The following is a 14,796-nucleotide window of genomic DNA, read 5'->3' as shown; positions in this document are numbered from 1 at the left end:
GAATAACGAATACGCTGTGAGACCGGTATATGTTGAAGTAAGTGAATTAAATTGAAACACGAAAGGAACTTTTCACCATGACCCAAGATGTCTTGGCCACTTTTCCAGCCATCGAAATTAAAAAAGATGAATCACTAAGTCATTATACGAATACCAAAACGGGAGGCCCCGCGGATTACGTGGCGTTTCCCAAGTCGATTAGCGAGACCAAAGCATTGATTACCTATGCCAACGAGCAAGGCTTACCCTTAACGGTGATTGGCAACGCCAGCAATTTAATTGTTAAGGACGGCGGGATTCGTGGGCTGACCATTATTTTAACGAAAATGAATCAAATCCATGCCAGTGACAATAAAGTCGTGGCTGAAGCAGGGGCCGCGATTATTGCGACGACCAAGGTGGCTTGTGGTGCCAGCCTGACTGGGATGGAATTTGCTGCGGGCATTCCTGGGAGTGTCGGTGGTGCCGTCTTCATGAACGCCGGGGCCTACGATGGTGAGATGAGCGAAGTGGTCGAGACGGTCACCGTTTTGACGACTTCAGGTCAGCTCAAAACACTAGACAACGCGGATTTGGATTTCGGATACCGCCACAGTAGTATTCAAGATTACGATGACATTGTGGTCTCGGTGACGTTCGGCTTGAAACGCGGCAATCAGACTAAGATTCAGGCGCGGATGGATGAACTCAATACGTTGCGGGCAGCAAAACAGCCGCTTGAATGGCCGTCTTGCGGAAGTGTCTTTAAGCGACCAACCGGGTACTTTACTGGTAAACTAATTCATGATGCTGGTTTACAGGGCCATCGAATCGGTGGTGCGGAAGTTTCTAAGAAGCACGCTGGTTTCATTATTAACGTCGACCACGCCACGGCGACGGATTATATGGATATGATTCACTACGTCCAAAAAGTTGTATTTGAACGGTTCGGCGTTCATCTTCAAACCGAAGTGCGGATTATTGGAGAGGATGTTGACCAAAGTTAGCATTGTCAATTTAACAAAGGAGGCAACCACTTAGATGCCGATTATCGAATTAGTGATTTTACTGGCATGTTTAGTGCTGCTGTCGAATGTGTTGAGCCACTATCTAGTCGCAATCCCGGTCAGTTTAATTCAAGTCGGGCTCGGTCTAGGAGTGGCTTTATTATTAAACGTACAAGTTAAGCTGCAAACAGATTGGTTTATGCTCGTCTTTATTGCGCCAATGCTGTACAACGACGGCAGAGAGTTCCCTAAGCAAGAGCTGTGGGAACTACGCGGGGCGATTTTCGCAAATGCAATCGTGCTCGTTTTTATTACAACTATTTTAGGCGGCTTTTTGATTCACGTCTTGATTCCGACGATTCCACTCGCAGTCGGAATCGCACTGGCCGCCATCCTATCACCAACCGATCCGATTGCCGTGCAGTCGATTTCGGAAGGGGTCAAATTACCGAAAGAAATTTTACACCTGGTTAGCGGTGAAAGTCTGATCAACGATGCGAGTGGCCTGATTGGCTTCAAATATGCGTTAGCAGCCGCCGTCACCGGGACCTTTGTTCTGAGTAAGGCCATCGGCGATTTCTTTTACATCAGTCTGGTCGGGCTAGCAGTCGGGCTGGCGCTGATTACGGTCATTCAGTTGATTCGTGATATTTTGAGACGAGAAGGGATCAACGACATTGTGTTCAACGTCGTGTTACAGATTACGACGCCCTTTGCCATTTACTTCATCGCTGAAGAATGGTTCCATGCTTCAGGCGTTGTCGCCGTGGTTGCGGCCGGCGTGCTGGCACATATTCAAAATTCACATGAGAGTGAAGATGCGCCCGAATTACGACTCGTTACCGAGCGCGTTTGGAACGTCGTCGTTTACTTATTAAACGGAATCGTCTTTTTGATTCTAGGAATTGAACTCCCAGTTGCCACTCAGGCGACGATCAAAGGGGCGCACACGAACACGTTCCATGCGGTCTTCGATGTGTTGATCGTTTGGGGCATTCTACTACTCATTCGGGTCGCATGGACCTATGCGTACATGCTGTTCAATTGGCTGCGGCACCATAAAAAGGTCAAGCCAAGTCTGCGAATCGCCGCGTTATCCGGTTTGTCCGGTGTTCGGGGTGCCATCACGATGGCCGGGGTCTTTACGATTCCGACCGTGATCGCGACTGGCGAAGCCTTTCCAGAACGCTCACTGGTGCTCTTTATTGCAGCGGGGGTTATTATCCTGAGTCTGGTTGCGGCGGCTGCCATCTTACCATTGATGGCGTCGAAGTCGCTGCCATTTGTGACCCGGGGTTCGAGTCCTGATGAAGATGATACTGTTTTGGCTGAAGATTTGGATGAAGCCGAAGATGCGGACGGCGGCTTGCAACAGTTAACTTATAAACAAGCTCGGATTTACATTCTACAATTAGCCGTTCAAAACATCGAGGAACATCGTCGTCCTGAGAATCAGCGCGCCGCGTATGATTTGATCTTAGACCAACAGTTTCAAATTCGGCGGTTAGAAGTGGCGTCCCAGACTGCGGATGAATTAGCACCAATGCTGACGGATGAGTTGCAGCTCCGGTTAGTCGCATTGAATGGCGAACGGGCGGCAGTTCGTGAGTTAATTACGTCGAAGAAAACGACTAAATTAGCGGGGCAAGTTTACTTGCGGCGAATCGACCGCCGAGAACAACGGTTCTTACAAGCGACGCACAAACCAGGACTACCAACCTTGCGCTCATTGCAGTTATTATTTAACCGCGCCATGCAAGGAATTCGCCTCTGGTTAGCGCCAGGGGACAGCGACGCCTTACGTTCGGAACTGTTGAATATTCAGCGGGAGGCTTCGAAAGCGGCCATCAAAGCGTTGTCGCAGTATTTGAAGCAAGCCAATGTCGATGAGCAACAGTTTGACCGCCAAGCCTTGTATCACTTGATCGTGCATTACCGAAACCGCATCGAAAACGCCAAGAATGATCATACCTTGTCGCGTGATGATTATGAGCGGCAACTTCATAGCTTACGAATCAAGAGCCTGGGTGCTGAACGTGCTGGTGTACAACATTTGCTGGAAAGTGGGCAAATCAGTCTGCGCACCGCGGCAAAGTTACGGCAGTTCATTAATTACTCAGAGAACCTATTAATGCTCAATGATATTGAGGCTGATGACGAATAGTTAACTTTTTAGATTGTAAATTAGTAGTTCTACGTTATAATGATGTAAGAGTAGTATTGACGGTAAAAGGTTGGGTCTGCAAAAGAATCATTATTTAAAAGAAGGATAAGGGCGACCTTACAGGGGGACATCATTATGACAGAATCAGAGATACACGAACGTTTTGTAGACACTTATATGCATATTTTGAAGTACGTTGGCGACTTTGTGTCGGTCCCAACGCGGCCGTATAAAATCACGTTTGAAGCTTATACCGTGATGCGGATGATTGCAACAAGTGACGAACCATTGACATTGGTTAAGATTGCGAAAGCTCAACGGGTTTCACGTAGCGCTATCGCACGGCAAATCAATGTGTTATTAGACTTAAAGTATATTGAACAGACGACTAACACCAATGACCGGCGCATCAAGTATTTGTCGCTGACGCCAGCGGGAGTCAAAGTTGAAAAGAAAATCACGAAGGCTTCTGAAGAACGCTTCCACCAGTGGGTTCAAGTCTACGGTGAAAAGCGGGCGAGTGATACCTTACGCTATATCAACGATGCTGAACAAAAGGCGACTGAACTGGGCTTTAGCGGGTTCAGTGGCTTGCATGATAAGCGGGGCCGGCACACCGAATATAGTGATCCAAAAGCCAAAAACTAATTAAGAATTAGTTAAATTTTAAGCAATAATAAGAAACACCGTTCAAACGAATGCTTAGTCATCGTTTGAACGGTGTTTCTTTGTTTAATTGGTTGGGTGGTTGTCAGTAGCTGGCATCGTAAACCGCCACGCCGCGTAGATGAGTAGCTGCAGGAGCCACATCATGAGAACGAAGGCGAGCATTTTTGGCGACCACATTTCGAGTAATTGTTTGATAATGTATTGCGGTGTAATCAACAAATAGATTGAATGCAGGCGCATGAAGCGACCAACATAAACACCGATACTTGAGAATAAGAAGAGCGCCGCACAAATCAAAACGCGGTTGGCAGGTAACTTCGTTAAGTGTAACCGCTGCGTCAATTGTTGGGTCACGCGGTCGACGCCCCACGTACCGACGATCGTGGCGACCATCATCGGCCCAACCAAGTAGGCAAAATCCCGCCACATCGGTAAATCAAATCGCAGGAGACCGTTAATACCATAGGGCTTGAGTAAGCTGAGATGGAACAGGTCCGTCATCAGGTAAGGGGCATTCGGGTAGAAAAGCAACCAAATGACCGCAATCAGCCAGAATAGTAATGGGCTTCGCCGCGTTGTCAACCAGAAGCTGAGCTCGATTGGAATATAGGCCAGAATTGAGTTGAGTAGTAAAAAGTGGAACGCGCCGTGCAAATCGAGCGCTGCGAAGATGAAGAATCCCCAGAATGCGAGACGAATCAGCCAACGCTGTAACTTAGTCATTTAGTCACTTCCTTTCACCACCAATTTTAACAGAAATATTAATCAAGCTATATTAAATAACATCAAGCTTAATATTTCTTCAAAATATGACTAAAAACAGTGTCCACCCCTAAATCAATCCGCGAGAAGCGGGTTCCCGTGCTATAATGTGAAAGTAAATGATTTTCATGAGGAGGAGGACTATGACTTTCAATTGGAGCGGTTTGCTGACCTTACAAAATTTCGTCCGGCTCCTTGACATTCTGGCAGTCTGGTTTGTCATTTATGAGCTGATCGTCTTGTTGCGAGGAACCAAAGCCGTACAACTATTTCGCGGTATCGTGGTCATTGCGGTCATTAAAGCCATTAGTGTTTTGATTGGTCTGGACACGGTTTCGTGGATCATGGACCAAATTATTAATTGGGCGGTTATTGCAATGGTCATCATCTTCCAGCCCGAAATTCGGCGTGGGCTAGAACATTTAGGACGAGGCTCCATGTTTGCCCGTGGAAAACGTCAAAATGAAGACGAAGAGCGGATGATTACCGAATTAGATAAAGCCATTCAATACATGGCCAAGCGGCGTATCGGTGCTCTAATGTCCATTAAGATGGACACTGGTTTGGAAGATTACATCGAGACTGGAATTGCACTGGATGCCGATATCACGGGTGAATTATTGATCAATATTTTCATTCCGAATACCCCTTTGCATGATGGTGCGGTCATTATTCAAGACAATCAAATCAAGGTGGCGGCAGCTTATCTGCCATTATCCGAAAGTAATTTGATTCCCAAGGAACTTGGGACTCGACATCGCGCGGCGGTCGGTATCAGTGAAGTGACGGATGCGTTGACCATCGTTATCTCAGAAGAGACGGGTGAAGTGTCAATTACCAAGGATAATGAGTTGATGCGGGGCATGACGCGTGAGAACTACTTACGTTATTTCCGGCAAGTCTTGTTAACGCCTGAGGATTCAACCAAGCAAAATGCGTTCCAAAACTGGTTTGGACGGATTTTCGGAGGAGGTCCCCGAAAATGAAAAAATTTATGAATAGCAATTGGTCGATGCGCTTACTGGCCTTAATTTGTGCCCTGGTCCTGTTTGCTTACGTGAACTCGATGAAGTCGACGCATAATTCAAGTGTGCTGACGAATAGTTCATCCAAGACGACGCTGACTTCCAATCGGAAAGTGACCATTAGTGCGCCACTTGAATTGAACGTCAATAGCACCAAGTACTTTGTGACTGGCTATCCGGAAAATATCAAAGTGACGCTGGAAGGGCCCGCTGCGCTCGTGACGACGACGGCAAACACCCAGAACTTTAAGGTGTACGCGAACTTGTCCAAACTAGCGGTCGGTCGGCATAGTGTCAAAATCGATGTCGATGGGTTGAATAAAGAGTTGAGTTATAGCCTTAGTCAGAAGTATATTCATGTGAATATTCAACCGCGGCGAACGGCGACTTATAAGGTCAGTGCAGATTTTAATAAGGCCAACGTCGCGGATGGTTACGAAGTCGGGACGGCGCGTCTCGGTACCTCGTCTGTCAAAGTGACGGGCGCGGTCAGTGAAGTTAGCAAGGTTGCCAAGGTCGTGGCGGTGGTCAATACGGATAAGAATCTGGAAAAGTCCGTCAACCAACAAGCCATCATTGAAGCTTTGGATGCGAATGGTCAAAACTTGAATGTCGTCTTGACGCCTTCGACCACCTCGGTGTATATTCCAATTACCCAGGCAACGACGACTAAGGATGTGCCGATTGATTTGAAAGCGAGTGGGACGACGACTGCCGATACGAGTTATTCCTTCTCCTCGGATACCAAATCAGTGACGGTGACTGGGACCAAGTCGGCATTAGCCAAGCTTAAGTCATTGCCGGTCAATGTTGACGTGACGGATGTGGATGAAACGACGACTAAGACGGTCAAGGTCTCAGCGAGTGATGAAGATGGCATTTCATCCGTTAGTCCAACGTCGGTCAAAGTAAAAATTACAGTCAAAAAAGATTAATAACGAAATTTTGAAATGAGGTAAATGATAATGAAATATTTTGGTACTGATGGTGTTCGGGGAATTGCGAACTCGGGCTTAACACCTGAGATGGCATTTCGTTTAGGCCGTGCCGGTGGCTATGTCTTAACGGAACATGCGGAAAATAAGGACACCCAGCCACGCGTTTTAGTTGCACGGGATACCCGGATTTCGGGCCAAATGTTAGAAGAAGCCTTGATTGCCGGCTTACTTTCAGCTGGAATCGAAGTGCTGCGTTTAGGTGTGATTACCACGCCAGGAGTGGCTTATTTAGTTCGGATCCAAGACGCGGATGCCGGGGTCATGATCTCCGCTTCCCATAACCCGGTTGAAGATAACGGCATCAAGTTCTTTGGTGGCGACGGCTTCAAGTTGTCAGACGCCAAGGAAGAAGAAATCGAATCCTTATTAGACGAACCTAAGGATACCTTGCCACGGCCAGCTGCTGAAGGGTTAGGAACGGTTGCTGATTTCCCAGAAGGTAACTTGAAGTATTCCCAATTCTTGGAACAAACGATTCCTGATGACTTAAGCGGCATTCACTTAGCTGTCGATGGTGCCAACGGATCGACCAGCAACTTAGTTTCACGGATCTTTGCCGATTTGAACGTTGATTTCGATACGATGGCCACGTCTCCAGACGGTTTGAATATCAACAAGGGCGTTGGTTCGACGCATCCAGATGCCTTGGCCAAATTCGTCGTTGAAAAGGGCGCCCAAGTTGGGTTAGCGTTTGATGGCGATGGCGACCGGTGCATCGCGGTGGACGAATTGGGCAATGTCATCGATGGTGACAAAATCATGTACATCTGCGGGAAGTTCCTCAGCGAACGCGGTAAGTTGAAGCAAGACACGGTCGTCACGACGGTTATGAGTAACTTAGGCCTTTACAAAGCCTTGGAAGCCGCTGGATTACACAGCAAGCAAACTCAAGTCGGTGACCGTTACGTGGTTGAAGAAATGTTGAAAGATGGCTACAACCTCGGTGGTGAACAATCTGGTCACGTGGTCTTCCTGGACTTCAATACGACTGGTGACGGGATGCTGACTGGGATTCAACTTCTCCACGTTATGAAGGAAACTGGCAAGAAGCTCTCTGAATTAGCTGCTGAAGTGACGACGTATCCACAAAAACTTGTGAATGTTAAGGTCCAAGACAAGAAGGCTGCTTTGAACAACGACAAGATTCAAGCCGTTATCAAAGCGGTTGAAGACGAAATGGCTGGCGACGGTCGCGTCCTCGTACGTCCTTCCGGGACCCAAGACCTGTTGCGGGTCATGGCTGAAGCTAAAACTGACGAATTAGTTAATGCCTACGTTGACCGCATCGTCGACGTTGTCAAAGCTGAAGTTGGCGTTGAAGCTTAATAATTGAACGATTGAAAACCGTTACTCATGTGAGTAACGGTTTTTTTCTGCACTGAAATCCGGAATAGCTGATACAGTGATTCTGATAGGAATCAATCTGCGAGTGTAAGTCAACTGCAATTAGTCTTTAGTACGCCCGTGAGCACCAAAGCGACCAGCTGAGAACCACAGGAAACAAGGCGAGTTGGTTTACTGTTCGTCAGCTTCGGTGCGCCATATTCCGACCTCCGAGGCTGGCTGACAACGCTGGAACAGGGCGGACATCGATTTGAACTTACGCAGAACCCCACTGCGCAATTTCAAATACGAGTCTTCTTCTAGCCCGGGAAGACCACCCGGACAAGAAGAACTTCGCCCTTGAGCATTGTCAGCCAGCCTCTCCAGTCGGGAAGCCGCTCGAATGGCGGATGAACGACCACCTATCTGGGTACAATTGATCACTGAATGCTAGGAGACAGGTTCTTCGAGCAAGTTTCTAATCGATATTGATGATGATTTGTGGCTACGGTATTTTAGTGCTGAGAAGATTAGTGAATATAATCGACTAAATTCAACGGACACTAGTATGGAATTAAGTCGATAGAAAGACCTTCACTTATAATTCAAGATTTTTCAATCTCAGATGACCAGAGAAAATGTTGACAAGTTCAGTGAAGTCGCTTGTCAGAGACCTTAAAACACGGGTAAGAAAGTTTAGCGATTGTTAGAAACCAATCTGACGGTTGAATATCAAAGTTTCCGTGTACCATGGAATCAACGACTAATCCAACAAAATGTTGGGTCTACACATGTCAGCCATTCGAATACCATCCCGGCTGGAAGGTATTCGGGGCAAGGCCCGGTGGTGAAATTTCACTTGGCAAGCGTTTTTGGCTTGGTTAGTGAAAGACCAGTATTTAAGACGTGGGTTATCGGCTTAAATCTGCGTCCACCACGTTCCGGCCATTGCCCAGAATGCCTGGAGGCCGGCCTAGGACGCGGCTACCACAGAAAGTTTACGGTAACTCGCACCGTTTCCAGCGGGGCTCAGCTGGCCGCTTTTGACCTTGAAAAGAACTAGTTTCCTTGAGCGTTCATACGGTTGAGGTTCAACCTGACCACCGCAGAATATTTTACCCACTAAAAAGTTACAAAAAATTCGCAATTCGGCAATGGCCTTGATTTGGTCGCATTTTAGATTGGTCTACATGCAAACAAACACATATACCAATGTATTATCTAGTTGACATTTATCGGGTGTAACGGTAAAGTTAACTTGTTTCTAGGAAATATACCAATCGGAGGTTAGACTAGACCAATTGTTAACTGGTTAAAGCGGAATAGCGCCAGGACTTTAGAATCTAAAGTTGACGAGGATGACGTTTATCGATAATCGACGGGTGACGTCAGGGACTGCACTCTACAGGTCAATTACAAAAACCAGTTGTGAAATTGGTGACAGATATTTTGACCACGCAGCTAGAAACAATTCAAACAGTAAAGGAAGAATTATTTATGTGTGGAATTGTTGGTGTAACTGGAAAAGATAGCGCAGTATCAATCTTATTAAATGGATTGGAAAAATTGGAATACCGGGGCTACGATTCAGCCGGTATCTATGTTAACGACCAAGATGGTCATGATTATTTAGTTAAAGAAAAGGGTCGCATCGATGACCTTCGTAAAGAAGTGGGCGAAGCCGTTCACGGATCAACTGGGATCGGCCATACGCGTTGGGCAACCCATGGTGAACCAAGTGTTGCTAACGCCCATCCACAAGTTTCCGCTGATGGCCGTTTCTACTTAGTCCACAACGGTGTGATCGAAAACTTCCAAGATTTGAAACAAACTTACTTAAGTGATGTTACTTTCAAATCACAAACTGATACCGAAGTCATCGTGCAATTAGTTGACCGGTTCGTGACGAAGGAAAACTTGAGCACCTTGGATGCCTTCCGGAAGACGCTGAGCTTATTAGGCCACTCTTCATACGGTTTCTTATTAATGGACAAAGAAGATCCTGATACGTTATACGTGGCTAAGAACAAGAGTCCACTATTGATTGGGGTTGGCGACGGCTTCAACGTGGTCTGCTCAGATAGTTTGGCAATGCTTGACCAAACCAAGGATTTCTTGGAACTTCAAGATGGCGAAATCGTTGTGGTTAAGCCTAATGAAATCAAGATTACCAACCAAGCGGGCGAGTCCGTTGAACGGAAGCCATTCCATGTCGACATTGACGCAGCTCAAGCCGACAAAGGCACTTACCCATTCTACATGTTGAAGGAAATCGACGAACAACCAAACGTGATGCGGAAGTTATCTCAAGTTTACTTAAACGATGCGGGTGAACCAGTGATTAATGATGATTTAATGACTGCGCTCAAAGCCGCTGACCGGCTCTACATCGTTGCCGCTGGGACAAGCTACCACGCTGGTTTAGTGGGTGCCAAGTTATTCGAATCACTTGCTGGGGTGCCAACTGAAGTGCACGTTTCATCTGAATTCGCTTATAACCAACCATTATTATCGGCACATCCATTCTTCATCTTCCTGACACAGTCTGGTGAAACTGCCGATAGTCGTGAAGTGCTCTTAAACGTCAACGAACAGCACTTCCCAAGTTTGACGATCACGAACGTGCCAAACTCAACGTTATCACGGGAAGCAACTTACACGTTATTGCTCCATGCTGGTCCAGAAATCGCGGTGGCTTCAACCAAAGCTTACACGGCCCAAATCGCATTGGAAGCAATTCTCGCCAAAGCTTTAGGCGTCGCAACCAACCAGCCGGCTGCGGATGACTTCGATGTCAAACAACAACTTGCACTGGTCGCAAACGGGATGCAGGCTCTAGTTGATGAAAAGGATACGTTCGAGAAGATCTCGAAGGACGCATTGTTGAATACGCCAAACGCCTTTTACATCGGCCGGGGCTTAGACTATGCCGTTTCACTAGAAACTGCTTTGAAGTTGAAGGAAATTTCTTACGTTCAAGCGGAAGGTTTTGCTTCAGGTGAACTCAAGCATGGGACGATTGCCTTGATTGAAAAGGATACGCCAGTTATTGGGATTATCACCCAGAAGAACACTGCTGGTTTGACGCGTTCCAACTTACAAGAAGTGGCCGCTCGGGGTGCGAAGACGATTACGATCGTTACCGATAACTTAGCCAAAGAAGGCGACACGGTCATCTTACCAGCCGTTGACGAACGGTTGACGGCCTTGTTAAGCGTCGTTCCTGGTCAATTACTCGCTTACTACACGAGTTTGAACAAGGGCTTAGACGTTGACAAGCCACGGAACCTTGCCAAGAGTGTTACCGTTGAATAACTCATTAAAATAAAAGTGTGTGGGCACCAGGAAACGTCATCGGCAGTCGTCCGATGGCGTTTTTTGTCGGGGTAGCTGCGGACCAGCAACGGTTTACTGACTAGCATCAGCGATGAATTTGGGCTTATAATGGAAAGAACCTGATTTTGTGATGTATCGGGCTACGATGGTGGGATGACCACCGTTTGATTAGTAGTTGCGAGTTAATCGGCAGAATCAATTGGATAGTTGATGGTTTAGAAATCGTAGACCATCGGGTAAAGTTTAAGTAACTAGTAGAGGATGAGGTGAATCGAGTGGCAATCAAGTTAATTGCGACGGACTTGAACGGAACGTTATTGCACCAGGACCAGCAGTTTGACCGGGCACGCTTCAAACGGGTCTTAGCAGCGTTGAAATCGATCGGTGTGTCATTGGTGTTGTCGTCGGGGAATCAGTACGCCCATTTACAACAGTTGTTTCATGATGTGATGGCAGATAATCTGATTGTGGTCGCTGAAAACGGGGCGTCGATTTATGCGCAGGATCAGTTGATTTTCGACGGCAGTTTGTCCACAAAACAACAGCGCCAATTTGTGACGGTCGACCGCCAACAGCCATTATTCCGACAGGCGTACGTCATTCTAGTCGGCAGTCACGGCTCGTATACTGAAACGGGGGCACCAGCCAAATTAGTGGCGATGGCGCGTCAGTTCTATGATAACTTGGCATTGGTTGACGACCTCGCAAAAGTGCGGGATACCATCAAAAAAATTAGTATCGCAACGCGTCCGGAAGCAGCTGCATCACTGGTAACGCAAGCTAACGACTATTTTGCCGGGCAACTGAAAGCCCATGATAGCGGCTATGGTGTCGTTGATTTGGTCGCGCAAAACGTCGGCAAGTTGCCAGCGATTCAGTTTTTAGCCACTAAGATGGGACTAACGGCGGATAACATCATGGCCTTTGGTGACGGCGACAATGACGTCCCACTGTTGCAATACGCAACGCACAGTTTTGCGATGGCGAACGCGTCAGCAGCCATTCAAGCGGCCGCCAAACACGTGACGACTGTGGATAATGAACATGACGGGGTCTTAGCGACAATCGAGGCACAACTACTGAATCACTGATGGATAAGTGGCTGTGGAGACCGATACTAATCGTGAGTGGATTGCGTCGAAGCTAGATTTCACGTCGCGGTTCGTGTTTAACGGTGGTTATGATTATGTTGTGAATCAGCTAATAAATAAAACCTTGGCACGACTGGAAAAGGTATTCTGGTCGTGCCAAGGTTTTTTAGATTGTGATTTAAGCCTCGCCGCCTGAGTCTTATTTTAGGGGTTGATGTGGATAAAAGAACTGATGGATACCATAGGCGTTCAGTGAAACTAAGCGCTGTTTGACCTCCTCAAGATTCAGTCCCAATTCGCCGGTAAAATAAAGCCGGTAGAAGGTCAGGTTGTTGTGAATCAGAAAGCTTGAACAGACCTTGGCGTCGACTGCCGACAAATGGTAGCTGGCTTGAATCGTGGCCGTTAACCCATCTGCTACCGCGGTCTGAATCTTGCGTGACAGAAAGCTGTAATCGTCGTTGAGCAGAATGACACGGTTAAAGGCCTCAGATTGACGGAAATAGGCGACGAGCCGGTCAAAAATCAAGCCTGGTTGCGCAATGGTTTGTTTGAAGTCCTGGGGGTCAATCAGTGCAAGAATGTTATTGGCTCCTTCTTCAACGAACGTTTCAGCGAGGTCGTCGATGGTGTCAAAGTGCAGATAGAACGTCTTACGATTGACGTTAGCGACGCTGGTGAGCTCTTTGACGGTAATGTCACGATACCGCGGGTACTTGAGCGCTAAGGTCCGAAAAGCCGCCTTAAGCGCTGCCTGTGTCCGTTGAACGCGTAAATCAGTCGTTGGCAAATAGCACGCCCCCTAAACGTCGTAAATATTCGTAAAACGATAAGCCGTCTGGTAGGTCACGGGGACGTTTGGTTCAATGATAATGCTGCCAAACGCCTTATGATGAATGGCATCTGGGAGTTTTTGTGCTTGCAAAGACAGCCCCAGCTGGGAGCGCATTGGTTTACCACCATTGAGTCGGTAGCGGTCGTCACGGTAGTTCGTGGCGCTCGAAACCACGACGGCTGGTGCATTCGTCCGCATGGTTAATTTTAGCCCGCTGACCCGGTCCAACAATTCGACTTGTGGATAGGGGGTATCGTTTAACACGAAGCCGTGCCGCAAGCCACCTTTGATCTGAGCAATTTGTGGACCGATTTCGGTGCGATCGCGGAAGTCAAACGGGGAGCCGGTGACCCACGGTAGCTTGCCCGTTGGAATATCATGCTTGTTCAGTGCCGCGTATTCGTCCGCGTTGATTTTGAGAATCTGATGGTCAATCAATCGTTCGGCATCGCCGCTGAGGTTGAAATAAGTGTGGTTGGTCGGGTTGAACAGGGTCGTTTGATCACTCTTGCCCGTGTAACTAATGGTAAACTTACCATCATTATCCAGCACAAAGTTGGCGGTGATGGTCATCGTTCCTGGATAGCCATTCTCACCGTCTAACGTGATGTATTGCATGACCAAACCAACCTGGTCACTGGTGTGTAGCTTGCGTTCAAGAAACCAGGGTTCAAAGGAGATTTGTGGCATATTACCGCCATTCAAATGGTTTTCGCCGGCATTTTGCGTTAAGTCGTATTGCCGCCAGCGCGCATTCTTGATGACACCTGCGACCCGGGCGACCGTCGCCCCAAAAAAGGACTGTTTGTCGATATAGTCCGCGCCTTCGTCGAATCCAAGAATGATATTGGCAAATTTGCCATCCTTATCATGGGTGCGAATCGCCGTGATGGTCGCGCCCCAATCCATGATGGTCACACTCATGTGATGATTATTAACTAATGTATAATAATTGATACCTTTTTCTTGATGCTCTAGTATTTTCATAACACCCTTACCCCCATAACGCCTTCCCGAGTAACTGCCTACTTTTAGTATATTTCATTAGTAATGAGATTGCGAACGATAACCGTCCTGGATGTCGGTGTGGCGCAATTGTTTTGGCAGTGATTTTTAAATGAGTTGAATATCAAAATGGGTGGGGTGGCAATCAAGGGTGATCCGCTGAGATCCATTGGAAATAGTACAGGCTAGCGTAAACCTGCAGTGATAAATTCGTCCTCGTATACTTGATTCCAGGTATGCTAAAAAAAGACGTGGCAGGACGGTGCTCATTTATGTAAATAGGTAATAATCTCAAACAAAAATACTTATCGTTTTCCACTGCACATGCTCACGATTAGACAATATCAGTAACGGCCGTACGTTAAAGAAAGTCAACTAATAAACGGCAGGTCTAGTACCGCGGGTGTATGACTGTTACGATGCGATTTAACAGGGACTTAGGCATCAAACTGAAATAATTTATCTATTTATTTCGACTAACTGTTGACAACGCTTACAAATTCGCTTATTCTTAGTTTGTAAGGTATTTAGTTACCTTCTAATCAATTCTCTTTCTCTCTTATGCCGACCACTATCTGCTTGGATAGTGGTTTTTTCTGTCT

11 protein-coding genes are annotated in these 14,796 nt (G+C 47.0%); 8 read left to right on the top strand and 3 right to left on the bottom strand.

Features of this window, described 5'->3' with window-relative positions; genetic code table 11:
• The first annotated feature begins 77 nt into the window (after positions 1-77).
• The 3 genes from murB (at position 78) to KGF70_RS01490 (ending at position 3,798) form a co-directional block, all read left to right on the top strand.
• Positions 78-986 carry a UDP-N-acetylmuramate dehydrogenase gene (gene murB, locus KGF70_RS01500; RefSeq protein WP_050339110.1) on the top strand — a complete coding sequence of 303 codons (909 nt, stop codon included), beginning with the start codon at positions 78-80 and terminating at the stop codon, positions 984-986.
• 34 nt (positions 987-1,020) lie between these two features.
• Entirely contained in the window at positions 1,021-3,150 is a 2,130-nt protein-coding gene (locus KGF70_RS01495) for a sodium:proton antiporter (protein WP_050339109.1), read from the top strand.
• 135 nt (positions 3,151-3,285) lie between these two features.
• Positions 3,286-3,798 (top strand): MarR family transcriptional regulator, encoded by a 513-nt coding sequence (locus KGF70_RS01490; RefSeq protein WP_216767559.1) that lies wholly within the window; start codon positions 3,286-3,288, stop codon positions 3,796-3,798.
• A gap of 84 nt (positions 3,799-3,882) precedes the next feature.
• Here the strand turns inward: KGF70_RS01490 and KGF70_RS01485 are convergent, their stop codons facing one another.
• A complete protein-coding gene (locus KGF70_RS01485) occupies positions 3,883-4,542 on the bottom strand; it encodes a DUF1361 domain-containing protein (protein ID WP_216767560.1) in 660 nt (219 codons plus the stop codon).
• Positions 4,543-4,724: 182 nt separating this feature from the next.
• Between KGF70_RS01485 and cdaA the strand changes: the two genes are divergently transcribed.
• From cdaA to KGF70_RS01460, 5 genes are all read left to right on the top strand, one after another.
• Complete coding sequence (gene cdaA, locus KGF70_RS01480; RefSeq protein WP_003637898.1) at positions 4,725-5,567, top strand: diadenylate cyclase CdaA; 843 nt, start codon at positions 4,725-4,727, stop codon at positions 5,565-5,567.
• Positions 5,564-6,541 carry a YbbR-like domain-containing protein gene (locus tag KGF70_RS01475; protein WP_050339105.1) on the top strand — a complete coding sequence of 326 codons (978 nt, stop codon included), beginning with the start codon at positions 5,564-5,566 and terminating at the stop codon, positions 6,539-6,541. Before cdaA ends, KGF70_RS01475 begins: the two co-directional genes overlap by 4 nt.
• A gap of 30 nt (positions 6,542-6,571) precedes the next feature.
• Positions 6,572-7,930, top strand: coding sequence for a phosphoglucosamine mutase (gene glmM / locus KGF70_RS01470; RefSeq protein WP_050339104.1), 1,359 nt, complete (start codon positions 6,572-6,574; stop codon positions 7,928-7,930).
• Positions 7,931-9,424: 1,494 nt separating this feature from the next.
• The gene (gene glmS, locus KGF70_RS01465) at positions 9,425-11,242 is read left to right on the top strand and encodes a glutamine--fructose-6-phosphate transaminase (isomerizing) (protein ID WP_216767561.1); all 1,818 of its coding nucleotides are present in this window, start codon (positions 9,425-9,427) and stop codon (positions 11,240-11,242) included.
• A 296-nt stretch (positions 11,243-11,538) separates the two neighbouring features.
• The gene (locus KGF70_RS01460; protein WP_216767562.1) at positions 11,539-12,354 is read left to right on the top strand and encodes a Cof-type HAD-IIB family hydrolase; all 816 of its coding nucleotides are present in this window, start codon (positions 11,539-11,541) and stop codon (positions 12,352-12,354) included.
• Positions 12,355-12,553: 199 nt separating this feature from the next.
• Here KGF70_RS01460 and KGF70_RS01455 read toward each other — a convergent pair whose 3' ends face one another.
• A complete protein-coding gene (locus KGF70_RS01455; RefSeq protein ID WP_050339100.1) occupies positions 12,554-13,144 on the bottom strand; it encodes a TetR/AcrR family transcriptional regulator in 591 nt (196 codons plus the stop codon).
• 12 nt (positions 13,145-13,156) lie between these two features.
• Positions 13,157-14,176, bottom strand: coding sequence for an aldose epimerase family protein (locus KGF70_RS01450; RefSeq protein WP_216767563.1), 1,020 nt, complete (start codon positions 14,174-14,176; stop codon positions 13,157-13,159).
• Positions 14,177-14,796 lie beyond the last annotated feature (620 nt).

It is taken from the genome of Lactiplantibacillus sp. 7.2.4 (assembly GCF_018991185.1).
Classification (GTDB): domain Bacteria; phylum Bacillota; class Bacilli; order Lactobacillales; family Lactobacillaceae; genus Lactiplantibacillus; species Lactiplantibacillus pentosus.
This window is presented reverse-complemented; position numbering and strand designations above follow the sequence as displayed.

Bases quoted from the DNA above. Each gene is read 5' to 3' on its own strand.
- murB (WP_050339110.1), top strand. From the start codon at position 78: ATGACCCAAGATGTCTTGGCCACTTTTCCAGCCATCGAAATTAAAAAA.
- KGF70_RS01495 (WP_050339109.1), top strand. From the start codon at position 1,021: ATGCCGATTATCGAATTAGTGATTTTACTGGCATGTTTAGTGCTGCTG.
- KGF70_RS01490 (WP_216767559.1), top strand. From the start codon at position 3,286: ATGACAGAATCAGAGATACACGAACGTTTTGTAGACACTTATATGCAT.
- KGF70_RS01485 (WP_216767560.1), bottom strand. From the start codon at position 4,542: ATGACTAAGTTACAGCGTTGGCTGATTCGTCTCGCATTCTGGGGATTC.
- cdaA (WP_003637898.1), top strand. From the start codon at position 4,725: ATGACTTTCAATTGGAGCGGTTTGCTGACCTTACAAAATTTCGTCCGG.
- KGF70_RS01475 (WP_050339105.1), top strand. From the start codon at position 5,564: ATGAAAAAATTTATGAATAGCAATTGGTCGATGCGCTTACTGGCCTTA.
- glmM (WP_050339104.1), top strand. From the start codon at position 6,572: ATGAAATATTTTGGTACTGATGGTGTTCGGGGAATTGCGAACTCGGGC.
- glmS (WP_216767561.1), top strand. From the start codon at position 9,425: ATGTGTGGAATTGTTGGTGTAACTGGAAAAGATAGCGCAGTATCAATC.
- KGF70_RS01450 (WP_216767563.1), bottom strand. From the start codon at position 14,176: ATGAAAATACTAGAGCATCAAGAAAAAGGTATCAATTATTATACATTA.